Genomic DNA, 24,196 nt, shown 5'->3' on the forward strand with positions numbered 1-24,196 from the left:
CAATTCTTGGCCGCTCGTACGCTTTTGCTCCACCAACGCCCACAACGCTTGACGCTGTGCTTGCTCTTCTTCCTTCGGTGCGCGGTGGCGGCCCAAGGACACAGTTTCACTATCGGAAGGCAAAGGCACCGATGGGCGCAGTGGATCATTACCAGCATCCACAGGCTTAAGCTCAGTGCCACCGAAACCACTATGGGATACGGCAGGTTCCTCAGTGACAGCAGGCTGAGGTTCATCCGACCAAGGGTTTTCCGTGCGCTCATTTTCCGGCAGGCGGAAACCAATCTCTTCCTCCGGTTCAGCAGGCACCACGAGATCACCGGAACCATACGCACTCACCCCAGGATGCACATCCTGCGGCTGCTCAGGCTCAACAGGTGGCGTAGGCACCTGCTGAGTAGTGGTGGGGATCGCCCATCCCTTATCCACACTCGCACCAGCACCATCCGCATCCCGTGGCTCAGCCTGAGCAGCATGTGGCTGCTGGGGCTGGGCGAATGGCCTTTCTGCCGGTGGCTGCGGTGCGCCGTGAGGCGGGAACTGCGTGTGTACAGGCACACCCGGTGCAGGTGCCGCAGGAGGCACTACACCATGAGAAGCAGGTGGCTGCTGGCCAAGCGCATAAGGATTAGCCACAGGCTTATCCCCTGGCACAACCCAACCCGCAGGCGGTGGCGTACCACCGTAGCGCTGCTGATTCGGATTCTTGGCAGCATCCCCAGGCACAGTCGCATCCACCGGATTCCCCTGCACACTTGGGGAAACTGGGGCATTCTTTGCAGCCTCAAGTTCAGCCTGGCGCTTAGCACGCGCAGCCTTCGACGCCTCCACAAGGCTAAACGGCTTCGGTGGTTCCTCACCGCGCTCTAGGGCCAACTCGGTGGGGGTCTTTACTGGCTCACGGCCTGCTTGGCGAGGGAAACGATCCTCTTGCCCCGGGAACACTTCGCCGACCGGGCGCGGTGTGATGCCGTCGAAAAGCGCCTCAAGATCAGGGCGACGCAACGTCTCCTTCTCCAGCAACTTCTCCGCCAACTTATCCAAGTAATCGCGGTACTCAGCCAAAATATTGTAGGCCTCAGCATGCGCCTTATCCAGCAAATACTTCATCTCGCGGTCAATCAACGCCGCAGTCTCAGGCGAGTACTCCAACGAGCCCTGACCCGCGCGACCGGAGAAAGGATCGCCCTGCTCAGCGCCATACTTCACCATACCTAGCGACGGCGACATGCCGTACTCGACCAGCATCGACTTAGCAATCTTGGTTGCCATCTCAATATCCGCGCTCGCGCCAGTCGTCGGCTCGCCGAAAACCAACTCTTCGGCAGCACGACCACCCATGGCAAACACCAAGCGCGCATACAGCTCGTCGCGGTTGTACATGCCCTTATCGTCCTCTTGGGCGGTCATCGCATGACCACCCGTACGGCCGCGGGCGAGGATCGTGACCTTGTACACGCGATCAATATTCTTCAACGCCCACGCAGCAAGCGTATGCCCACCCTCATGATAGGCGGTGACCTTCTTTTCCTTCTCCGAGATCACCTTGCTGGAACGACGCGGACCACCGATCACACGGTCAGTTGCCTCTTCCAACGCATCGGCGGTAATCACATTGCCTCCAATACGGGCGGTCAGCAGCGCGGCTTCATTCAACACGTTGGCAAGATCGGCACCCGACATGCCTGCGGTGCGGCGAGCAAGCGCCTTCAAATCAGCGTCCTTGGCAAAAGGCTTGCCCTTGGCATGCACCTCCAAAATCTGCTCGCGCCCCTTCAAATCAGGGTTGGTGACAGGAATTTGGCGGTCGAAACGACCAGGGCGCAACAGGGCTTGATCCAAAATATCTGGGCGGTTGGTTGCCGCCATCAAGATCACGCCTTCGCGATCCCCGAAACCATCCATCTCCACCAACAGCTGGTTCAAGGTTTGCTCACGCTCGTCGTGTCCCCCACCCATGCCGGAGCCGCGCTGGCGACCCACCGCATCAATCTCGTCGACGAAAATAATGCAGGGGGAATTCTCACGTGCCTGCTTAAACAGGTCACGCACACGGGAGGCGCCCACACCGACGAACATTTCGACGAAATCGGAGCCAGAAATGGAATAGAAAGGAACGCCCGCTTCACCGGCAACCGCACGAGCCAGCAAGGTTTTACCCGTACCGGGTGGGCCGTACAAAAGCACGCCGCGCGGAATTTTCGCGCCGAGTTTTTCATACCTGGCTGGGTCTTGGAGGAAGTCCTTGATTTCGTGGAGCTCATCCACAGCCTCATCGGCACCTGCAACATCCGCGAAGGTGTTGGTGGGCATGTCTTTGTTGAGCTCTTTGGCCTTGGAGCTGCCGAAGCCAAACATGCCCATTCCTCCGCCTTGCATGCGGCTGAACATGAACATGATCAGACCGAAGACGATCACCATGGGCAGAATGTAACTGAGCATCTGGGTGATGAAAGACTCTTGGGTTACATTCGTAGTGAACTTCGTTGTCTCACTCTCCCGAACCGTGGCAAAGATATCCGCGCTGCTGCGCGCCGGATACTGCGCCATGATTTCCTTGATGTCCTTCTTACCCTCATGCTCAATGGGGTTCTTGAGCTTGAGGCGCAGCCTTTGCTCGCGGTCATCAATGGTGGCTTCGGCAACATTGTTTTCTTCCAGTTGCGTCACTGCCACGGAGGTTTCTACTTTGAGGAAGCCTCGCGTGTTCGAACCAAAGAGGGTAATGAGGTACAGCGAGATGAGCACGATCGCAGCGATCGCGCCGATCTGAATGATCTTTTTATTCTTCATGCACGCACCAACTTCTCATCCTTGTGTTTTCCGCACCGCGACTTGTTTTTCGCGGTGGTGGGTGTGGGAAAGGTGAAGTTTAAGAAGTGAGTCCCTTTCTTACAACAGATTGTTATTCGTATGCCCATCTTAATAACGCGTTCGCCCCCGCACATAGTTCCAGCGGGGGCGAAATAGTGAAGAAATTCGTATTCAGCGTCCACTTCAGCTGTGCATACAGTGGTGTTGGGGCTACTGTTTTCTCCCTGCTCACCCCCACACTTTGGGTGGCGGAAGGGGGTGAAACGAGGTGGAAGGTTAGCTGTCAGCGATCTCGTCGGAGTACACCGAGGGGTCCAAGGTGCCCACATATGGCAGGTCGCGGTAGCGCTCGGCGTAGTCGAGGCCGTAGCCGATGACGAATTCGTTGGGGATGTCGAAACCGATGTCCATCAGATCGATGTCAACCTTGACTGCTTCTGGTTTGCGCAGCAAGGTGATCACTTCGAGGGATTTTGGCTTGCGGTTAGAGAGGTTGCGCAGCAACCATTTCAGGGTGAGGCCGGAGTCGATGATGTCTTCGACGATCAACACGTTGCGGCCTTCGATGTCGCGGTCAAGGTCTTTGAGGATGCGCACCACACCGGAGGAGGTGGAGGAGTTGCCGTAGGAGGATACTGCCATGAATTCGCACTGGGAGGGGATTTCAAGGGCGCGGGCGAAGTCGGTGAGGAAATACACTGCGCCTTTGAGCACACAGATGAGGACGAGGTCGTCTTCTTCGTTTTTGTATTTTTCGGTGACGCGGTCGGCCATTTCTTTGATGCGGTCACGCAGCTGCTGCTCAGAAATGAGAATTGCCTCAACGTCGGTGCCGTAGCGGTGGTCCGGAACATTGAAGTCCTTGGTGGTATGCATAAACACTTTTCCTGTGTGGTGAGTTTACGGGCGCCTTACCAATTAAAGTTTGCCACGTTTAACCTTTTGTTTCCACATTCTTCGATTCCAGCACGATCACTTTCCCAATCCTGCGGACTCGCCATGCGCCCGCATCAACTGCGCCCTGCCCGCGCCAGTTGGTGATAAGTTGTTCTACTTGGCCCAGAATTTGTGCATTAACCTTGGCTTTATTTTCCCGAAGCAGTGCGTGGATGCTGCGGGTACGCACCGCTTTGGGCATCGCTGCAAGCGTATCGACGTCGACACTAGCCTCTGCGTAGCAATCCAGCGCCTGCTGCTCCTCGGCGTTGGTGTGCCCGGCTTGGGCCAGCACTGGGATGACATCGTAGCCTGCAATATCGGCAAGCAGTGGGATGAGTTCGGTGCGGATGCGCACGCGTCGAAAAGCTGGGTCTGCGTTCATGGGGTCGTCCCAGTAGTCGAGGCCGAGTTCGCGACATGCCTGCTCAGTATCGGTGCGGGTGATGTGAAGGAATGGGCGCGTGACCTGGTCGTTGACCCGCATGGGGCTAATGTGCCCGCGCAGGGCGCTCAGCAGCACGGTTTCGGCCTGGTCGTTGGCGGTGTGCGCCACCCATACCCGCCTGCCTTCTTTGTCGGCGCGGCTAAAAAGTGCCTTGTAGCGGGCGTGGCGTGCTTGGGCTTCCACGTTTCCGGCGGCCACCTGCACTGGGATCACTTCGGCTGGCACCCCAAGTTTGCGCGCTTGTTCTGCTGCTTGTTGCGCAATGGTTGCGCTGTGCGGTTGCAGGCCGTGGTCGATGCACACTGCGACGATATCGATCCCTTCTGCTGCTGCCGCTGCCACGAGCGCGAGGCTATCCGCACCCCCGGACAAGCCGACAACTGCCCGCTCATCCGCAAAACCGCGCACCGCGTGACGGCAGCGCAAAAAGTGCGGGCTGGAATCAGGCCAGAAAGGGGTGGTCATAAGTTTTCTCTTCAATCATTTTTGCGAGCACATCCAGTGACTATCAATGACCGCGCATGCTTTTACGCTGCTGGTGAACACAACCTATCTTTTCATGTTTTTCTCGGCACAATAATCAACGTTTCGGCAAAGATATGCAGTTGAGTGGTACAAGTGGTTTTTCACATCTACGCTCAAGAAAAAAGGACGTACTAAAATTCACCGTAATACAAAGCTCACTGGCGTAGCTGTGGAGGAGGTGACTTGGCATGCGTGTGAAGAAGGAACTTTTGCTGGGTACTTTGGATTATTCAGAGAGCGAAATTGACCATATTTCCACCATGCTTGGTATCAAGTTCGACCACAATGGAACGGTAGATAAGTAGGTTGCGCTTTCTTTGCGGCGGCTTCTTTCAGACGAGGCTCGCAAGCTGTTTAATAGCCAGCTTCAGCTTCCTGCCACAGAAATCCTGTATGTCGATGGTCTTCAACCTTCCGATTTCGGCAGCTCAGAATTTGCTGGTGAGTGGCTGCTTGATTTAAGCGATCACCACTTACGTTTGAAGGGGCGGTGTGTCGTTCAGGCGGAATCAAAGGAAGACTTTTTCAACCGCCACGGCAAAGTTCCAACACCAGAAGAAGGCACTTGTCAGGTTCTGATTCGCCCACGTGATACCTCCACGGAACGCGCTCTGATGGACGCGTATCTGTTAGGCGACGCCCGTCTCCAGTTCGCTGTAGCTCAAATCCGAAAAGAAAAGCATTGCTCAACGAACTCAGCTTTGCCCAGCGCCAAGCAGGATCAAGACACATTTTGTGCACCCTAGTGTTTGCTTCCTGAAATCTATGCAGCCCCCATATCAACCGCAGCATCGGTGCACACTTGGGCATATGGGGTAAATGGTGGACAAGGGCAGTATTCTTTGCAGGAAAATACTGCCCAGCCATCCGCTCGCAGCGCGCCTAGGTTAACCCAGAGTGCGCACGTCAGAGGTAATTTCATCCATGGCTTGGCGGGCGCCGAGAACCTCAGCGCCGTTGCAAATCATGGCGAAGGAATACACCGCACCCGATTCCGAATGGATAATGCCTGCAAGTGAGGCAATATCGGTCAAAGTGCCGGTCTTTGCCCGCACCCAGCCGCGTCCGGCTAAATCGTGGTAGCGCGGCGCTAGTGTTCCGGTGCCGCCTGCCACTGGGAGTTGTGCCAGCAAGGGGCGTAGCTCGGTGAGGTCGGTGGCTGCGCGGTAGAAAATCTCATCCAAAAGGCGGGCGGGAATCCGGTTGTCGAGCGACAGCCCGGAATTATCCACCATGTTCACGCCACTAGTGTCGAAATGTTCAGCGAGAATATTCAACGTGGCTTCCACTGGTTGCGCAGGGTCAAGTTCACGGCCGATGGCTTCAGCGATCACGTTATCGGAATGCGCCATCATGTCGGTTAAGCGCTTTTCTAAAGTATCTGACCACAGCACAGCAACTTCCCTCCCCTGGTTTTCAGGGTCAAGGTTGGTCATACCGAAAGTAGACACACCAAGGCGCTCAGCAAACACTTTCGCCACATCCAAGGCGGGGGTGTGGCTGCGCGGCACATCCCCTTCCGAGGCACCAATGCGCCCACCATCAATCATGACAGGTTGCATCGGGGCGATATATCCACCATCAATATCACGCAGATCCCAGCCGACGCCGGTTTCGGGCGCGGACCAGATGCTGGCGTCGACAAGCACTGCGCTCACATCGGGCACAGCCTTCTTAATCTTCTGCGCAACCTCATTAATATCAGCAGCACGCAACCCCACATCACCAGCAGCTTTAATCACCACCGTCGACGAATCAGGCGCATAAAAACGCGTAGCAACCCGATCCTGCTCCCCCAACTTCAACAACGCCGCCGCCGCAGTCAGCACCTTCGTCGTCGACGCCGGCAACAGCGCCTCATCAGCGCGATGCGACAACACCACCTCACCCGTATGCGTATTACGAATCTGAATACTCGCCTGCCCCAAACGCGGATCATCAAAACGCGCCGCAACCTGCGCCAACGACTCCGCATTCACCCCCACACCAGTCGCCGGAACCACCAACTGCGCGGCAGGCGCAAGCGAAGGCGCGGGCTCATAATACAGCTGACTCTTCTCACTAACCACAACACCCGCAGCGACCGTAGCCCCAACAAGAACACTGGCGGCTGCCAGCGCCGCCCACCACTTTGCGTTTTTCATCGCCTCCTACACTAACGCACAACATGACAATCAAGCAGCAGCGCTACCGCACAGCAGAAGAAAAGAAGACGCACACCTTGCAATGAGCTAGACTAAGTGGGTTAAAAAACGTTTCCCCCTTATTATTCAAGGAGTGCTTCACGCGATGAGCATGGAAGTTACCATCGAGATCCCTAAGGGTTCCCGCAACAAGTACGAAGTCGACCACGAAACCGGCAAGGTGTACCTCGACCGCTACCTGTTCACCCCAATGGCCTACCCACTGGATTACGGCTACATCGACCACACCCTCGGCGAAGACGGCGACCCACTCGACGCACTCGTGATCCTGCCTGAGCCAGTATTCCCAGGTGTGATCGTCAAAGCCCGCCCACTCGGCGTGTTCAAGATGACCGACGAAGCAGGCGGCGACGACAAGCTGCTGTGCGTCCTCGACGACCCACGCTGGGCTGATTTGCAGGACATTTCCGACGTCAGCGATTTCCTAAAAGATGAGATCGAGCACTTCTTCGTCCACTACAAGGACTTGGAGCCCAACAAGGAAGTCACCGGCTCCGGCTGGGGCGACAAGGCTGAGGCTGAGAAAATCTTCGCCGAGTCCATCGAACGCTACAAGGGCTAAACTCCGATCCACGCTGCACTAAGCGTATCGACGCCCCCACGACGCCGCTTTATTCGAAGCGGCGTCTTTTCATACCCCACGCCGTATCGCGGAAGGGGGTATGCTAAGGAACATGCGTGAAGTTTCAGTAACCGAAGTTCCCAACAATGCACAGCTCATCGACGTCCGCGAAACCGACGAGTTTAGCGCAGTCCATGCCGCAACCGCCCGCAACATCCCCATGTCGGAGATCACCAGCCGCGTCGGCGAAATCGACTCCGAGCAGGAAGTCTACGTCATCTGCAAATCCGGCGGACGCTCCGCCCGCGTAGCCGAATACCTCGAAGCCCGCGACATGAATGTCATTAACGTCGCCGGCGGCACCGACGCCTGGGTCGCCGCAGGCCTACCCACCGGCTAATCCCCCACCGCGTGAATTTTCCACCCACGCCCCCTTAAAAAAACTCTTGACTATCTCCTTCTCGCCCCCGCCTACCGGCGGGGGCTTTGCTTTGCCCCACAACCCAGGAGGCAACTCGACCTTTCCGCACCCAAGACCCCAACTGGCGTAGGTTCCAGACGAATAAGTCGAGTTATCACATCGCGCGGCAAGAAAAACCGCAGGCACCAAGGCTTCCTAGCGGGGCACGATCAGGGTTGGGCGCAGACAACTCGACCTTTCCACACCCAAGACCCCAACTGGCGTAGGTTCCAGACGAATAAGTCGAGTTATCACATCGCGCGGCTAGAAAACTACAGGCACCAAGGCTTCCTAGCGGGGCACGATCAGGGTTAGGCGCAGACAACTCGACCTTTCCGTACCCAAGGCCCCAATTGAGGTAGGTTCCAGGCGAATTAGTCGAGTAAGCACAGCGCGGGGCAAGAAAACTGCAGGAATTGGGCAATCCTAAGCAGATGACTGCTACGTGACCACACAGATAACTCGACCTTTCCACACCCAAGACCCCAACTTGCGTAGGTTCCAAACGAATAAGTCGAGTAAGCACAACGCGGGACAAGAAAAACCACAGGCACCAAGGCTTCCTAGCGGGGCACGATCGGGGTTAGACGCAGACAACTCGACCTTTCCGTACCCAAAGCCCCAACTTGCATAGGTTCCAAACGAATAAGTCGAGTAAGCACAGCGCGGGGCAAGAAAAACCGCAGGGAGAAAGATTTCCTGGCGGGGCACGATCAGGGTTAGGCGTGGATAACTCGACCTTTTTTAACGACAGGGCTTTGTTTTTAGGGGCTTGGGGGCAAAAGGTCGAGTTCGGTATGGGGAGGGTGATCCGAAGTGAAGGCGAGATATACACGGTGTGTGACAGTAACGTGTGTGCGCAATCCGATTGCGCATGCCGGAAGGGGAAATTATATTGTCGTAGATTTTCAGCAACACATTTTCGGACAAAACCCACATTCATCAGACCAATTTTGCGGTGCGCGATAAGGATCACATTCTATAGAAAAGTGCTTCGCACCACACTTTTATCCCCAATGTGAATGCACATCATAGTCAGTTTTATTGCGACTTACTGGGATAATAGTGGGATTTTTATCAATATTGTGCAAATTATTGGTATCACATCCGTAAAAGATTGCACTTCGCTTATGTCTTGTCTGAAAGTGTGGGACTGTTTTTGAATCTAATCTTGCATTGTTCACCAATCGGGGTGCATTATTAAACACGTCCTCAACGAGAGCGCAACAGCCTTGCCCAAAGGCATGAAAACGCTAGGAAAACTAGGAAAAGATTTCCCCAGTGAGTACCTACCCAGTACCCACCTTCCTGCACAGCCACGAACACTCGTGACCGAAAGCCTCACGCAAGGATTTTCCACCAAGAGTGAAAACTCACCAATTAAAAACGTGATAAGGAAAGTGATATAGCCATGAGCAACGGCAACGGTTTCTTCGCATCTTTGATCGCAGGCCTGCCATTCGTGGTCTCTCACGCTGAATCAGACGGATCGACCTCCAGTGTTCAAAACACCTTGGCCACTTCCGCTGCATCCATGCAGACCATGTTCTAAGAAGCAGACAACCTTCACAAACTTCCTCACCTTATCTGTGTAGACAGGAGATAAGAGTGCAGGGCAAAAGCTTGTAACCAAAAATTACAAGAACCTTTCTCATATAACTTTTGAGATACTCTCCTCCACAACCTTGACTAAGAAAGGGTCAAGATGGCGGCGGTGGTTGTCACAAAAGGGGTCTGACAAAGAAAGTGTGTTGCAAAAAGTAAAAGACCTCCAGGTTTTCACCGTTCGCGTCGAACTTCTTCAGCCGCACACCACTAACTTCATACTCACCACGATCATCGTGAATTCGTGCCTTAAAGTACTTCGCAGAATATTCACGCCCACATCGTTGAACGCCTTGGGACATTGTTCTCATCAGTGCACTGTAGCCTCACGGGAAGAGTCAGCTACAGTACCACCGAAAGAGCAAAAGGCGCACTACTTTGTGAATGCGCGACTATTCTCACGTAGTCTGAAGTACAAAAAGGGATTGTTAAGGTGCGACTCCACGCATGGCAGTGGCTACGAGCATGAAATCTTAGGGTGTGCACACAAAGGCTCAAGAAAGCTCCACGTCGAAAGTGAAAACGTGGAGGTCTTTTACTATCCACCACCACTTCCTTAAAATTTTTCCAACAGTTTCGCACCTTCTGCCTAAGATAGAACCCATGGCCACTTTTGAGATCCCAACAGCGCTGCTTGAATCGCCCTCGTTTCAGCTTGAACGCTTGCGCCGCCGCACCCGCGATGCGGTAGAAAATTCCCTCACGGCCAGCAACACCAGCCTGCGCGAATACTGGGTTCTCTCCTGCTTGATGAATACCGAGGCCACCAGCCAAACCGCACTATGCGCACTGTTAGCGGTCGATGCCTCTGACATGGTGCGGCTCATAGATTCTTTAGAAAAGAAGAACTGGGTCAAGCGCGAGCGCGATTCCAAAGATCGGCGTCGCCAAATTGTTAAAGCCACCAAGAAGGGACGCAAAGCCCAGGCAGAATTAGCTGAACTCGTCAGCGCTGCCGAGCACACAGCCTTGTACGAATCCACCCAAAAACAGCTCAAACATTTGCGCAAACTAGCAGACGCAATCTTTGAAGCGGAAGAAAACGACACCACAGACTAAGCACCCGCGCCGTGGGGTAGTGATGGGATAGCACCCCCAAACGGTAACTATTTTTATTTAAATCTGGGAATATTATTAAGATGGTGGGAATAGTATCCACTGCCCTATCACCGCCCACTTTAAAGACAGTGCCGCAATGAGTATCGCCAACGTCCCCTCCCAGTATCTTCTGGCAACCCAAGCCCCCGCCAAGCGCACACTGATCGACATACTTCGTGCCAGCGTCGACAAGCATCCCGAAGCCGCCGCCATCGACGACGGTGAAGTGATCACCTACGCCGAACTCTGGGAAGAAATCACAGCCCAAGCAGCACATTTGCATACGCTCGGCATTCGGCGCGGCGACCGCATCGGCATCCGCATGAGCTCCGGGCGCAAAGACCTCTACATCGCCATCTTGGCCACACTCACAGCCGGTGCCGCTTACGTCCCAGTCGACGCCGACGACCCCGACGAACGCGCCGAACTCGTGTTCAGCGAAGCGCGCATCAACGCCCTGTACACCGACGACGGGCCACAGCTCATACGCGCAACCCCCGGCGGAGACACCCGCCGCCCCCCTGCCCAGCAACGACGCCTGGATCATCTTCACCTCCGGCTCCACCGGAACCCCCAAAGGTGTTGCCGTCACCCACCGCAACGCCGCCGCATTCGTCGACGCCGAATCCGCACTGTTTCTCGCCAACGCACCTCAAGGCCCGCTCGGAGTGGATGACCGCGTGCTCGCCGGACTATCAGTCGCCTTCGATGCCAGCTGCGAAGAAATGTGGCTGGCTTGGGCGCACGGCGCATGCTTAGTGCCCGCGCCGCGTTCCCTCGTTCGCAGCGGCATGGACTTAGGCCCGTGGCTGATTCGCCGCAACATTACCGTCGTATCCACCGTGCCCACGCTCGCTGGGCTGTGGCCGCATGAAGCACTTGATAATGTGCGCCTGCTCATCTTTGGTGGGGAGGCGTGCCCCGCCGAGCTTGTGGAGCGTGTGGCAACGAAGAATCGGGAAGTGTGGAATACCTACGGCCCCACCGAAGCAACGGTGGTGGCCTGCGCCGCCCAAGTGTGCGCAGGTCGCGAGGTTAGCATTGGGCGTCCGCTGCTGGGCTGGGATCTCGCAGTGGTGGATGCGCAGGGGCAGCCGGTGGGCTACGGCGAGGTCGGTGAGCTGATCATCGGCGGCATCGGCTTAGCCCGCTACCTCGACCCAGACAAAGATAAAGAAAAGTATGCTCCGCTGAAAACCTTAGGCTGGGCCAGGGCGTATCGTTCCGGCGACCATGTGCGGTTGGAGGAAGATGGGCTGTATTTTGTTGGTCGCGTCGATGATCAGGTGAAAATTGGTGGCCGCCGCATCGAGCTTGGTGAGGTGGAAGCGCACGTCAGCGCACTAGAGAATGTTAATTCCTGCAGCGTTATCACGCAGAAGTTGGCAGGCGGCAACACGATTTTGGTCGGCTATCTCAGTCTCGGTGATGCCACTGTGGGTTTTGATGTGGATAAGGCGCGTGAAGAGCTTGCGTCCACGATGCCCGCAGCGCTGGTGCCGCGATTGTGCGTGCTCGATGAGCTTCCCGTGACTACCTCGGGCAAGGTGGATAAGAAGGCGTTGCCGTGGCCGTTGCCCGGCGCGCAGTCGGAGTCGGTGTCGGCTGATTTTTCCCCTGTAGAGCGCTGGTTGGCGTCTGTGTGGGAGCAGGTGTTGGGGGTGGGTGTTGGTGATTGCGATGCTGATTTCTTCGCTCTGGGTGGGTCGTCGTTGGCGGCGGCGACGGTGATTGGTCTTGTGCGCGAGCGGGTACCGACTGTGAGTGTGCGGGATTTGTATGATCATCCGCGGTTGGGGGCGTTGGCTGAGCGTGTGGGTGCTGTTGCTGAGAGTTCGGGGATAGATCTTTCTGCTACTGTGCGTGACGACGCCGCCACCACCTCACCTGCCGATGCGGCGTCGTCTGTGGTCTCGGGTGTGCCCCTGCGCAGCCGGGTGGTGCAGCAGCTTGTGTTGGTGCCGTTGATGACTCTTCGGGCAAGTAGTTGGGTGAGCTGGATTGTGTTCGCTCATGCGTGTGCGCATGGGTGGGGTGTGTCGTGGGCTGTGGCTGTGCCGTGGTGGCTGGTTGTGCTCATGATGGTTGTTTTTGTCAGCCCGCTGGGCCGGATTGTGGTGGCTGGTGTGGGTGCGCGTGTGCTGACTCGGGGTATTACACCGGGTAGTTATCCGCGTGCTGGCACGGAGCATCTGCGTATTTGGGCTGCTGAGCGGCTTGCTGATGCTTCTGGTTCGCAATCGGTTGCGGGGGCGACGTGGGTGGTGTTTTTTGCCCGCTTGTTGGGTGCGAAGGTGGGTAAGGGTGTGGATTTGCATTCCTTGCCGCCGGTGACTGGCATGGTGGAGATTGGTGATCATGCCGCCATCGAGCCGGAGGTGGATTTAAGTGGCTATTGGGTTGAGGGTGATCAGCTGCATGTGGGGTCGATTCGCATTGGTGCGCATGCCCGCATTGGTGGGCGTAGTACTTTGTTGCCGGGTACGGTGATTGGGGAGAATGCCCATATTGTGGCGGGTTCTACGGTTACGGGTGATCACAGTATTAAGGCGGGTTCTCGGTGGTCGGGTTCCCCAGCGCGACGGGTGGGGCGCAGTAAGCACCGTTTCCCGGCCGATCCGCCGCCGCCGCGACGTTGGTGGGTGCCGTTGTATGGGCTGAGTTCGCTGTTTTTGTCCGCGCTTCCGTTGGTGGCAGTGTTGTGTGGTTTGGCGGTGATGTACTGGTTCACTCGCGCAACAACGCTTGATGCCGCTGTGGGTGTGGGCGTGGGTGTGGTTGTGTCTGCTCCTTTAGGCACTGTGGTTGCTTTTGGCTGCTACATGGTGTTGGTGTGGGTTGTGGTGCGGGTCTTGAGTATCCGGATTCAGGGTGGCATTTTCCCTGTGCGTAGTTTTTCAGGGTGGCGCATTTGGATGATCGAGCGGTTGATGGATGATGCCCGCACCTATCTTTTCCCCATTTATGCAGCGCACATCACTCCACTGTGGTTGCGGAGTTTGGGGGCGACTGTGGGTAAGGATGTGGAGATTTCCACCGCGGTGATGGTGCCGAAGTTGGTGGAGATTCGCGACGGCGCGTTCTTGGCCGATGACACTCTCATTGGTGGCTATGAGTTGGGTGGCGGTTGGATGCTCGCCGGTGTGACTAAGGTGGGTAAGCGCAGCTTCGTGGGTAATTCGGCAATTGCCGGTCCTGAGCGTAAGTTGGCGAAAAATTCGCTGATTGCGGTGCTGTCTTCTACCCCGAAGAAGGTGAAGGCGGGTTCAAGCTGGTGGGGTTCGCCCCCGGAGCGGATGCGACGGGTGGCTGCTACTTCCTGTGGTAGTTCGGAGGATCGTACCTACCAGCCAGGTCGTGGGGTGAAGGTTGCGCGTGGTGTGGTGGAAACCTTGCGTCTGCTTGCCCCGATGACCTCGGCGACGATTGCGGTGCTGTTTCTCTATGGGCTGCATTGGATGCTTGTGTCGTGGAATATATGGCTCATGTGGGCGCTGTCGGGCTTGTTGTTGATGGTGCTCGGCGCATTGGCGATGGTGGTTACTGCCTGTGTGAAGTGGGTGTGTGTGGGCCGTCATCGCCCTGGTGATCATCCGTTGTGGTCGCGTTTTGTGTGGCTTAATGAGCTGCAGGATACTTTCGTGGAGGTTGTTGCGGCTCCCTGGTTCTTCCAACCTACTGTGGGTTCTGGTGCGATGAATGTTGGCTTACGTTTGTTAGGCACTCGTATTGGTGCTGGTGCGTGGGTGGAAACCTATTGGTTCCCGGAGACGGATTTGTGCTCGGTGGGTGCTGGTGCCACGGTGGGTCCTGGTGTGGTGGTGCAAACCCATTTGTTTCAGGATCGGGTGATGAGTTTGGATACTGTCACCATTTCAGCGGGTGCGACTGTTGCTGGGCATTCGGTGGCGTTGCCTGCGTCTGTGATTGGTGCTGGGGCCACGGTGGGGCCTGGTTCTTTGGTGATGCGTGGCGATCGCGTGCCTGCTGGCACGAAGTGGCAGGGCAACCCCATCGAAGCACTCTAGGTGCGCCTGCCTTCACGTACTTCAACCTCATGGGGGGGATTGCTAAGACACGAGGAGCCAATGGTTTCTCGTGTCAATTTTTCCGGTGGCGGTAGCCAGAAAGTTTTTACCCCCATTGGTTGGTGTGCGTGAGTTTTTACCTTGCTCTATAACGCGGCGTGCAATTGAGAACACCCCCATGTTGTGTCCGGGGACACAGGAGGCGATAGACTTTGGCGCACATCATAATTGTTCAACAAATAGTGTTTTGAAGGAGGCGACGTCCCCATGAGTCATCCCGCCACTGAGCCTGGATCTCACACACAGCATTCCACTCCCCCAACCCTGGCTTCAGCTGCAAGTCAAGCGGCCACCCGCAGCGCACTCATGGGGGCTATCTTCCTCATGGCTACCAGCGCCGTGGGCCCTGGTTTCTTGACGCAAACTGCCACCTTCACTGCAAAGTTGGGCGCGGCTTTCGCTTTCGCCATCCTAGTTTCCATCCTGCTGGATATCGCCATCCAGCTGAATGTGTGGCGAGTTATTGGCATTTCCGGTTTGCGTGCCCAAGAATTGGGCAACAAGGTGCTGCCCGGTTTGGGCTGGGTTTTGGCTATCTGCATTGCTGTTGGTGGCATTGTGTTCAACATCGGCAATATCGCCGGTGGTGGCTTGGGCTTGGACGCACTGCTTGGTGTGAACACCACCGCCGGTGGTGTGTTTACTGCGGCAGTGGCCATTGCGATCTTCCTGTTTAAGCGTTTGGGTGCTGCGCTTGACAAAATTTTGGTGGCTCTTGGTATCGGCATGGTGCTGTTGACCTTGTATGTGGCGTTTGTGTCCAAGCCACCGGTGGGCCAGGCGTTGAAGAACTCGGTGCTGCCTGAGACAGTGGATTGGCTTGTGATTATGACGTTGGTCGGTGGCACTGTGGGTGGCTATATCACCTACGCGGGTGCGCACCGCATGTTGGATTCCGGCCAGACTGGTGTGGAACATATTCGCACTGTTGCGAAGTCTTCGGTCACGGGCATTTTGCTCACCGGTGTAATGCGCGTGGTGCTGTTCTTGGCAGTCTTAGGCGTGGTTGCTGGTGGCGTGGTGCTGGATACAACGAACAATCCGGCTGCCCAAGCTTTCCAGGCTGCTGCAGGTGAGGTGGGGTTGCGGATTTTCGGTGTGGTTTTGTGGGCTGCGGCGTTGAGCTCCGTGATTGGCGCTAGCTATACTTCTGCGACGTTCTTGGTTCCCAACCGCCCGCAGATGCGTCGGGTGCAAAACATTGTCACCATTGTGTTCATTGTGATTTCCTGCACGGTGTTTGTGCTGATTGGTACGGCTCCTGCGACGTTGTTGGTGTTTGCTGGTGCGTTTAATGGTTTGGTGTTGCCGCTGGGTTTCTCGTTGGTGATTTTTGTTGCGGCGTTTCGCTCCCGTGATTTGTTGCAGGGCTATCAGTATCCGAAGTGGATGATTGTTATCGGTGTGGGTGCTCTTGTGGTGGCGTGGTGGTTGGCGTGGCGTTCGTTTGCCGGAGTATTTGCCCTATTGGGTTCGTAGTTTTCTCACCGTTGGCACCCCCCTTCAGCGGTTGTGGGGTGTGTGGTGGGGGTGTTGTGTTTTGGTTTTCACACGCGTGTGTAAGGATGGTTTTTCATGTCTAGTGCTGATTCGTCGTCTCAGTTGTCCATTGATGTGAATGCGGATGTGGGTGAAAGTTTTGGCAGCTACAACATGGGTAATGATGAGGCGGTGTTGCCTTTAGTTACGAGCGCTAATATTGCCTGTGGTTTTCATGCGGGCGATCCGAGCGTGATGTTGCGTACGTGTGAGTTGGCTCGTGATTTTGGGCTGCGGATTGGTGCGCACCCTGGCTATCGGGATTTGTCGGGTTTTGGTCGCCGCGCAATGTTCTACACTCCGGCGCAGTTGGAGGCGGAGGTAATTTATCAGATTGGTGCGTTGCAGGCTGCGGCGAAGGCGGTGGGTTCGCGGGTGTGTTATGTGAAGCCGCATGGTGCTTTGTATCATGCGATTTCGCAGGATAAGTCTGCGGCTTTAGCGGTGTTTTCTGCGATGCTGAAGGTTGATCCTCACTTGAAGTTGATGGCGCAGGCGCAGTGGCCGGTGCTTGAGTGGGCGCGCGCTGCGGGGTTGGGCACGATTGCGGAGGCTTTTGCTGATCGTGCGTATAACCCGGATGGTTCGTTGGTGTCGCGTTCTGCCCCGAATGCGGTGCATCATGATCCGGATGTTGCTGCCGCCCAGGCGATTGCGTTTGCTACCGGGTCGGGTTTTCGGGCTGTTGATGGTTCAACGCTGTATATTCAGGCGGATTCTCTGTGTGTGCATGGGGATAATCCGCAGGCGTTGGCGTTGGTGGCGCATGTGCGTGCGGCGCTTGCTGATGCTGGTGTTTCGGTGGGTGCGTAGTTGTGCGCGTGCAATTGTGTGGTGAACATGCTGTGCTTGTCGACGTCGATACGCCCGCCGAGGTAACAGCACTGACCCGCTCGCTTCAGGCTGCGAAGTTGCCTCATGTGGTGGATATTGTGCCTGCTGCGCGCACGGTGTTGGTGATGGTTGATCCTGCCTCGGGGGATCCGATTTCTTTAATTCCGCGGATTAAAAATCTTGATGTTCAGGCAATTACTGAAGGTGAAAAACCCACGGTAGTAGAAATTCCGGTGAACTACCAGGGGATGGATTTTTCGCATGTGTGCCGGCTGAATGATCTAACGAGTTCTGAGTTGATTTTTCTGCATACACACACTGTGTGGGAGGCTGCTTTTGGTGGTTTCGCACCTGGGTTTATGTACTTGCAGGCCAATTCCACTCCTGATGACTTCCTCTGGGATACCCCGCGTTTGGATTCCCCGCGTTCGGCAATTCCTGCTGGTTCGGTGGGGTTGGCCGGTCCTTTTAGTGCGGTGTATCCGCAGCAAAGCCCTGGTGGTTGGCAGCTGATTGGGCATACTTCTTTAACTATGTGGGATGTGCAACGCCCACAGCCTTCGTTGATTACTCCGGGCAATATTATTAAGTTTGTGCAGGTTAACGCATGATTGAAGTGTTGAGCACTGGCCCTTTGGCGCTTTTCCAAGACCGTGGCCGTTTCGGCTATGCCTCCCTAGGCGTGGGTTCTTCGGGTAGTTTTGATCGCTTGTCTGCTGCGCGGGCAAATCATGCGGTGGGCAATAGCCCTCATGCACCTGTGATTGAGGTGGTGTTTGGTGGTTTTTCGTTTCGCACCTTCGAGCGCGCCGACATCATTGTCACTGGTATCGACGCCCCAATCACCGTGCACAGCAGCACTGGGGTTAAGAAGCTTTACACGAACACGATTATTCACCTAACATCTGGCAATCAGGTGCATATTGGCGCTGCGGAGTATGGGCTGCGTGCGTATGTGGCAATCCGTGGCGGTTTCGCACCGCCACATACTTTGGGTTCAGCGTCAACGGATGTGTTGGCGCATATCGGCCCGGATCCAATTCAGGCAGGTGATGTTATCGCCACAACGAGAGAGTTTATTCAGGAGGATCCATGGTGGCCGTTGCTTAATTCTATTCCTCCGCTGTGGCGTCGGATGCCGACGGAAACGTTGCGGGTCATGCCTGGCCCTCGGCGGGATTGGTTTGATGATCGCGCGTGGGAGTTGTTGCTCAGCCAGGAATATACGGTGAGTGCAACCTCGAATCGTATTGGTCTTAGGTTGGAGGCTTCTGCCCCTTTGGAGAGGCGAATCGTCCAAGAGTTACCAAGTGAAGGCATGGTGCGTGGGGCGATTCAGGTTCCCCCGAATGGGATGCCTGTGGTTTTCGGCCCAGATCATCCGGTGACTGGTGGCTACCCTGTGATTGCCGTGCTCACGGAGCGTTCCTGCGATCGCAGTGCGCAGCTGCCACCTGGGGCAAAGGTGCGGTTTAAGCTGTAGGGTGTTGATATGTATGTGGCTGGCAGAATGTGTTTTCTGCCAGCCATTTTTATGCCCCGAAAAATCTTGCGATGTTTTTAAGGGTTTAGTCCCCGATTTGATCCCGTCCGCGCATGACGATCAGAGGATCGGGTTCGCCGACCACATCGTGGTCTTTGTTGGTGTATTCAAACTTGCTCAAGATGTAGCGCATCGCATTCAAGCGTGCACGCTTCTTGTCGTTTGAGCGGATGGTAATCCAAGGGGATTCATCCGTATCGGTATAACGGAATTGCTCTTCCTTCGCGCGGGTGTAGTCATCCCACTTGTCCAAAGACGCTAGATCCATGGGCGAAAGCTTCCACTGGCGCACAGGATCGACTTGGCGGATTGCGAAGCGGGTGCGCTGTTCTTTTTGCGATACGGAGAACCAGAACTTCGTCAGGGAGATACCGGAGCCTAAGATCATGTTTTCCAGCATGGGGACTTCCCGGAGGAATTCAGCGTGCTGTGATTCCGTACAGAAACCCATCACGCGCTCCACACCAGAGCGGTTGTACCAGGAGCGGTCGAAGAAGACGATTTCACCGGCGCAGGGGAAGTGCTGAATGTAGCGCTGGAAGTACCACGAGGTGGATTCGCGTGGCGAGGGCTTTTCCAAAGCGACAGTACGCGCACCACGTGGGTTAAGGTGCTCGTTGAAGCGCTTGATCGTGCCACCCTTACCGGCGGCGTCACGACCCTCAAAAAGGATGATGTGGCGCTGGCCGGTGTCTTTGGTCCAGTTTTGCCATTTCAGCAGTTCAATTTGGAGTGCGCGCTTAGTGTGCTCGTATTCGTTGCGGGTAATCCGCTCTTCATAAGGGTAGTTTTCCCGCCACGTTTCAATGGGGGTTCCGTCCGGTGAAAGAAGTACCGGGTCGTCTTCGTCGGTGTCGTCGACGATGTAGCCCTCGGTCGCAGCGAGGTCGATGACGGGCAGGTCTTTTTCGGAGTCAGCCATAGTTTGAGTTTACCCCGCATGCAGTCAGTTCGGGCGGGAGTTGTGCGGAGATTTTCTGGTTATATTCAAAGTTTTTTCGACACCGCCAATAAGGAAGTCCCCGTTTCACACCCAAGATGTGCAACGGGGACTTATGAAGCCTTATGAGCTTGAAAAGCGCCGAGCTTACTTAACGAAGCTGAGCAGGTTAGCCAGTGGCTCCAGAACGTTTGCGAGGGAACGCAGAACACCGAAGAAGCCACCAACGAGGCCCTCACCGGAAAGGGAAATCCACTTGCTCATAACCTCAGCGAATTTTGCTGCAGCGTCCATATTATTAATCTCCTGAAATAGATAATCGAGTGTGTATTTGTTGAGACGAGCATCATCCACTACTCGCCATGGAGGCTCTTGAAGCTACAAGAGCCACGAAGCTCATTAAGACTGGGTGGCCTCAGGCTTAGCAGCGCTCAGCAGACCCTTGGTTACGCCGTAGTTCTCCTTGAAGGAGGAAACGAAGCCACCAGCATCAACGATGAACTTAGGGGTGTTCTGGAACAGGTTAGCGAAGTTGCGGACGAACTTAACGAACTTCTCGATCTGATCGATGATCACAGAAAGATCCATGAATATCTCCTTGCTTGGTCGCCAGCTTGGCACTGGCTCGTTTTCCAATGTGCCGACACCCATGAGTGTTGGGCATCTCTGAGAACACATTCTGCCATAGGTTTCACAAACGTCAAGCGGTAGCACCACAGCAACTCCACCCAACCGTTTCCCGACTAGAGAAAAAAATTTTCTTCCCCGAAAAGCGTCTGACCTGCATATACATAGGTTAGTAGCAGGGGCGTTAGCGGAAAAAAATCGCAATTGTGTAACGGCATTTAAAGCGCTCACGATAACTGCAAAACTGCGAAAAATTGCTAAAAATTTGTATTCCAACACCCTAATTTTTACCCCTTTCAGGGGGTAATACCGCACCTCTGCGGTGGTGACACAGGATACAACACGCACAAAAATTTAGCGCAGATCACCCAGAAACAAAGCTGAAAATATTCCAAAATTTGGATGAAATTTGCATTTTTTACCCACCACAATGCACACATCAGACTTCTTAAGATTCACCTAACCCCGCACATGAGTTTTGGCGCACCTATGGGCTGTCAATACCATCCGATAAAAAATCGCCCCAAGGAGGCTTCCTTGGGGCGATTTTAAGGGAACAGACTAGAAGCCCATGCCACCCATCTCATCAGCGCCAGGCATAGCTGGTGCCGCTGGCTCTGGCTTATCAGCCACAACAGCCTCAGTGGTCAAGAACAGCGCAGCGATAGACGCAGCGTTCTGCAGTGCAGAACGGGTCACCTTCACAGGATCGTTAATGCCCGCAGCCATCAGGTCCACATACTCACCAGTCGCAGCGTTCAGGCCCTCACCTGCTGGCAGGTTAGACACCTTATCGGCAACAACACCTGGCTCCAGGCCAGCGTTGAAAGCGATCTGCTTCAGTGGTGCCGACAGTGCCTCACGCACAATCTTCACACCGGTAGCCTCATCGCCACTCAGGTCGAGGTCGCCATCAAGAACGTGTGCTGCCTGCAGCAGTGCGACGCCACCACCGGCAACAATGCCCTCTTCAACAGCAGCCTTAGCGTTGCGCACAGCATCCTCAATGCGGTGCTTGCGCTCCTTAAGCTCAACCTCAGTAGCGGCACCAACCTTGATCACTGCAACGCCACCGGCCAGCTTAGCCAAGCGCTCCTGCAGCTTCTCACGGTCGTACTCAGAATCGGAGTTCTCAATCTCAGCGCGGATCTGGTTCACGCGACCCTGGATCTGCTCTGCGGAGCCTGCACCCTCAACAATGGTGGTGTCATCCTTGGTCACAACAACCTTGCGTGCGCGACCTAGAAGTGGGATATCAGCGGTTTCTACAGAAAGACCAACCTCTTCAGCAATAACCTGGCCACCGGTGAGGATAGCCATATCCTGCAGGTTAGCCTTACGGCGATCGCCGAAACCTGGAGCCTTCACAGCCACAGACTTGAAGGTGCCGCGGATCTTGTTCACCACGAGGGTGGACAGTGCTTCGCCCTCAACATCTTCAGCGATGATCAGCAGTGGCTTGCCGGTCTGCATAACCTTCTCCAGCAGTGGCAGCAATTCCTTAATGTTAGAAATCTTGCCGGAGACCAGAAGGATATAAGGATCCTCCAGCACAGCCTCAAGACGCTCCATGTCGGTAGCGAAGTAGCCGGAGATGTAGCCCTTATCAAAGCGCATACCCTCGGTGACCTCAAGCTCAACACCGAAAGTGTTGGACTCTTCAACGGTGATCACGGATTCCTTGTTCAGCTGGCCACCACCAACGGCGTACATTGCCTTAGCAATCTGTGCACCGATCGCTGGGTCGGCTGCGGAAATACCTGCGGTTGCGGCGATTTCCTCTTCGGTTTCTACTTCCTTCGCACCAGCAAGGAGCTTCTCCGTGACGGCTGCAACAGCCTTTTCGATGCCGCGCTTAATACCCATGGGGTTGGAGCCTGCAGCAACGTTACGCAAACCTTCGCGCACCAAAGCCTGAGCCAACACGGTGGCGGTGGTGGTGCCGTCGCCGGCGACGTCGTCAGTCTTCTTGGCTACTTCCTTGACCAGCTCAGCGCCGATCTTCTCGTAAGGATCTTCCAGCTCAATCTCGCGGGCGATGGAAACACCGTCGTTGGTGATGGTTGGGGCACCCCAGCTCTTCTCCAGAACAACGTTGCGACCCTTAGGCCCCAAGGTGACCTTCACAGCGTCGGCCAAAGTGTTGAGGCCACGCTCAAGGCCGCGACGTGCTTCCTCGTCAAAGGCAATGATCTTTGCCATGTTTTCTCAAGCTCCTTATACATACGGTTTGAAGAATGTTGCTTTCGTCTAGCACTCAACCGTGCTCAGTGCTAAGTCCGTTCTAGCAGTCTAACCTATCGAGTGCAAGAATATTCGCTCCCAGCGACCCCACACACGATCCAGGGTGCTGGCACCGGCGTCGACACGCAACACGACTACACTTATCAGCCATGAGCATTCATGAAACATCCGCCGCCCTTCGCCCCCTGATTGAAGGGCAACGCGAGCGCATCTTCGCAGACCTATCCGCGCTGACCTCCTTCAACTCCGTGCACAGCGTGCCCGAGCTTGCCGACGCCCACACAGGCGCCGCAGAATGGATCCGCACCGCACTATCCAGCGTGGGTCTGGACGTGACCGCATATAAAGAAGAAACCGGCTCCCCCACCTTCATCGGAACCGAAGCCGCGGTTGGTAACGCCCCCACCGTGCTGCTGTACTGCCACTATGATGTGGTGCCCGCAGGAAACCGCGAAGACTGGATCTCCGATCCTTTCACCCTGACCGAGCGCGATGGCCGCTGGTACGCCCGGGGTGCCGCCGACTGTAAAGGCAACGCCGTCATGCACCTAGCCGCGCTGCGCGCCGTGAACGAACTGGGCGGCACCGACCTCGGCTTAAAAGTGCTGGTAGAAGGTTCGGAAGAGCAAGGCGGCGCGGAACTGTCCGCACTGATTGCGGAACAGCCTGAGCTGTTTAGCGCTGACGTTATTCTTATTGCCGATTCCGGCAACACTGCCGTGGGTGAGCCAACCCTGACCACCACCTTGCGTGGTGGTGCACAGATCGACCTGCGCGTTGACACTCTCGAAACCCCAGTGCACTCCGGTTCTTTCGGCGGTGCCGCACCGGATGCGACCGCCGCATTGATTCGCCTGATCGATTCTTTCCGCGACCAGACCGGCCGCACCGTTATCGATGGTGTTGATTGCACCCGCAAGTGGGACGGCGCAGGTTATGACCCCGACACCTTCCGCGCCGACGCCGGTATCCTCGATGGGGTCGCCATCATGGGTGACGATCACGACGACCCCGCCGATATGGTGTGGGCTCGCCCTGCCATCTCCGTGACCGGTTTCAGCTCCACCCCTGTTGAGCAGGCTGTGAATGCTGTTCCCGCAACCGCGAGCGCACGCCTGAACCTGCGCGTGCCCCCAGGAATGGATGCCGCCGAAGTAGCCGAGGCTGTAGTCGCACACGCCCATGCACATGCACCATGGGGTGTGAAGGTGCAAGCTGAAGCGTTCGATATTAACCAGCCCTTCTCCGGCTCGATCGACGGCCCCGCCGTTGAGGTGTTTAGCCGCTGCCTACGTGCTGCTTATGACGATAAGGAGCTCATGGTGGTCGGTGCAGGTGGTTCCATTCCGCTGTGCACTGAGCTCATGGAGATCAACCCCCATGCTGAACTGACCTTGTTTGGTGTGGAGGAGCCAAAGTGCACTATCCACTCCCCAAACGAGTCGGTGGATCCTGATGAGATCCGCGACATTGCCATTGCTGAGGCTACGTTCCTGCTTAATTACGGCAAGTAATAGCTAATTTTTAAAGCGCCTACCCCTTCTTCGCTGAGGGTAGGCGCTTTTTGCTCCCTTCCCCCTTTCGCCATCGGGTGTATGCCCGTGTGTTTTTCACAGACTTCACACCCAGCATTATTGGACAATCCCATATTCCCCACACCCAATACAAAGACATAACACCAGTTCAGACACACACCTATCCTTTGTGCTACCCCCAGAAGTGTGAATTT

General features: G+C 55.7%; 17 protein-coding genes and 2 pseudogenes. 11 read left to right on the forward strand and 8 right to left on the reverse strand.

Annotated features, from left to right (window positions below; all coding sequences use genetic code 11):
- Window positions 1–768 precede the first annotated feature (768 nt).
- From ftsH to tilS, 3 genes and pseudogenes are all read right to left on the reverse strand, one after another.
- A pseudogene (ftsH, locus tag CFELI_RS11560) lies at window positions 769–2,793 on the reverse strand (ATP-dependent zinc metalloprotease FtsH); the annotation flags it as partial.
- Window positions 2,794–3,090: 297 nt separating this feature from the next.
- The gene (hpt, locus tag CFELI_RS11565; protein ID WP_277103789.1) at window positions 3,091–3,690 is read right to left on the reverse strand and encodes a hypoxanthine phosphoribosyltransferase; all 600 of its coding nucleotides are present in this window, start codon (window positions 3,688–3,690) and stop codon (window positions 3,091–3,093) included.
- Window positions 3,691–3,748: 58 nt separating this feature from the next.
- Window positions 3,749–4,663, reverse strand: a complete 915-nt coding sequence (gene tilS / locus CFELI_RS11570) for a tRNA lysidine(34) synthetase TilS (protein ID WP_277103790.1) — start codon at window positions 4,661–4,663, stop codon at window positions 3,749–3,751.
- 377 nt (window positions 4,664–5,040) lie between these two features.
- On the opposite strand from tilS, the gene CFELI_RS11575 reads away from it, so the two are divergent.
- Window positions 5,041–5,469: a hypothetical protein gene (locus tag CFELI_RS11575; protein WP_277103791.1), complete on the forward strand. Its 429-nt coding sequence runs from the start codon at window positions 5,041–5,043 to the stop codon at window positions 5,467–5,469.
- A gap of 141 nt (window positions 5,470–5,610) precedes the next feature.
- On the opposite strand, the gene dacB is transcribed toward CFELI_RS11575, so the two are convergent.
- Window positions 5,611–6,867 (reverse strand): D-alanyl-D-alanine carboxypeptidase/D-alanyl-D-alanine endopeptidase, encoded by a 1,257-nt coding sequence (gene dacB / locus CFELI_RS11580; protein WP_277103792.1) that lies wholly within the window; start codon window positions 6,865–6,867, stop codon window positions 5,611–5,613.
- Between the two features lie 145 nt (window positions 6,868–7,012).
- On the opposite strand from dacB, the gene CFELI_RS11585 reads away from it, so the two are divergent.
- The 9 genes and pseudogenes from CFELI_RS11585 to CFELI_RS11625 all read left to right on the forward strand — a co-directional run bounded on the left by CFELI_RS11585 (window position 7,013) and on the right by CFELI_RS11625 (window position 18,596).
- The gene (locus CFELI_RS11585) at window positions 7,013–7,489 is read left to right on the forward strand and encodes an inorganic diphosphatase (RefSeq protein WP_277103793.1); all 477 of its coding nucleotides are present in this window, start codon (window positions 7,013–7,015) and stop codon (window positions 7,487–7,489) included.
- A 112-nt stretch (window positions 7,490–7,601) separates the two neighbouring features.
- The gene (locus CFELI_RS11590; protein ID WP_277103794.1) at window positions 7,602–7,889 is read left to right on the forward strand and encodes a rhodanese-like domain-containing protein; all 288 of its coding nucleotides are present in this window, start codon (window positions 7,602–7,604) and stop codon (window positions 7,887–7,889) included.
- A 1,471-nt stretch (window positions 7,890–9,360) separates the two neighbouring features.
- The gene (locus CFELI_RS11595; protein WP_277103795.1) at window positions 9,361–9,501 is read left to right on the forward strand and encodes a hypothetical protein; all 141 of its coding nucleotides are present in this window, start codon (window positions 9,361–9,363) and stop codon (window positions 9,499–9,501) included.
- A gap of 656 nt (window positions 9,502–10,157) precedes the next feature.
- On the forward strand, window positions 10,158–10,613 hold the full coding sequence (locus CFELI_RS11600) for a MarR family winged helix-turn-helix transcriptional regulator (RefSeq protein WP_277103796.1): 456 nt from the start codon (window positions 10,158–10,160) through the stop codon (window positions 10,611–10,613).
- A gap of 136 nt (window positions 10,614–10,749) precedes the next feature.
- Window positions 10,750–14,680: pseudogene (locus CFELI_RS11605) on the forward strand (Pls/PosA family non-ribosomal peptide synthetase).
- A gap of 267 nt (window positions 14,681–14,947) precedes the next feature.
- Window positions 14,948–16,219 (forward strand): NRAMP family divalent metal transporter, encoded by a 1,272-nt coding sequence (locus tag CFELI_RS11610; RefSeq protein ID WP_277103797.1) that lies wholly within the window; start codon window positions 14,948–14,950, stop codon window positions 16,217–16,219.
- A gap of 96 nt (window positions 16,220–16,315) precedes the next feature.
- A complete protein-coding gene (locus CFELI_RS11615; protein ID WP_277103798.1) occupies window positions 16,316–17,092 on the forward strand; it encodes a LamB/YcsF family protein in 777 nt (258 codons plus the stop codon).
- 2 nt (window positions 17,093–17,094) lie between these two features.
- A complete protein-coding gene (locus CFELI_RS11620) occupies window positions 17,095–17,724 on the forward strand; it encodes a 5-oxoprolinase subunit B family protein (RefSeq protein WP_277103799.1) in 630 nt (209 codons plus the stop codon).
- Window positions 17,721–18,596, forward strand: coding sequence for a 5-oxoprolinase subunit C family protein (locus CFELI_RS11625; RefSeq protein ID WP_277103800.1), 876 nt, complete (start codon window positions 17,721–17,723; stop codon window positions 18,594–18,596). The genes CFELI_RS11620 and CFELI_RS11625 overlap by 4 nt, the downstream gene beginning before the upstream one ends.
- Window positions 18,597–18,681: 85 nt before the next feature.
- Here CFELI_RS11625 and ppk2 read toward each other — a convergent pair whose 3' ends face one another.
- From ppk2 to groL, 4 genes are all read right to left on the reverse strand, one after another.
- Window positions 18,682–19,578: a polyphosphate kinase 2 gene (ppk2, locus tag CFELI_RS11630; protein ID WP_277103801.1), complete on the reverse strand. Its 897-nt coding sequence runs from the start codon at window positions 19,576–19,578 to the stop codon at window positions 18,682–18,684.
- 165 nt (window positions 19,579–19,743) lie between these two features.
- Window positions 19,744–19,950 (reverse strand): hypothetical protein, encoded by a 207-nt coding sequence (locus CFELI_RS11635; protein ID WP_277103802.1) that lies wholly within the window; start codon window positions 19,948–19,950, stop codon window positions 19,744–19,746.
- A gap of 45 nt (window positions 19,951–19,995) precedes the next feature.
- Window positions 19,996–20,184 carry a hypothetical protein gene (locus CFELI_RS11640; protein ID WP_277103803.1) on the reverse strand — a complete coding sequence of 63 codons (189 nt, stop codon included), beginning with the start codon at window positions 20,182–20,184 and terminating at the stop codon, window positions 19,996–19,998.
- 600 nt (window positions 20,185–20,784) lie between these two features.
- Window positions 20,785–22,425, reverse strand: a complete 1,641-nt coding sequence (gene groL / locus CFELI_RS11645) for a chaperonin GroEL (RefSeq protein ID WP_277103804.1) — start codon at window positions 22,423–22,425, stop codon at window positions 20,785–20,787.
- A gap of 191 nt (window positions 22,426–22,616) precedes the next feature.
- Here groL and CFELI_RS11650 point away from each other — a divergent pair, with 191 nt between their 5' ends.
- Entirely contained in the window at window positions 22,617–23,981 is a 1,365-nt protein-coding gene (locus CFELI_RS11650; protein WP_277103805.1) for a dipeptidase, read from the forward strand.
- The last annotated feature ends 215 nt before the right edge of the window (window positions 23,982–24,196 follow it).

It is taken from the genome of Corynebacterium felinum (assembly GCF_030408755.1).
GTDB lineage: Bacteria > Actinomycetota > Actinomycetes > Mycobacteriales > Mycobacteriaceae > Corynebacterium > Corynebacterium felinum.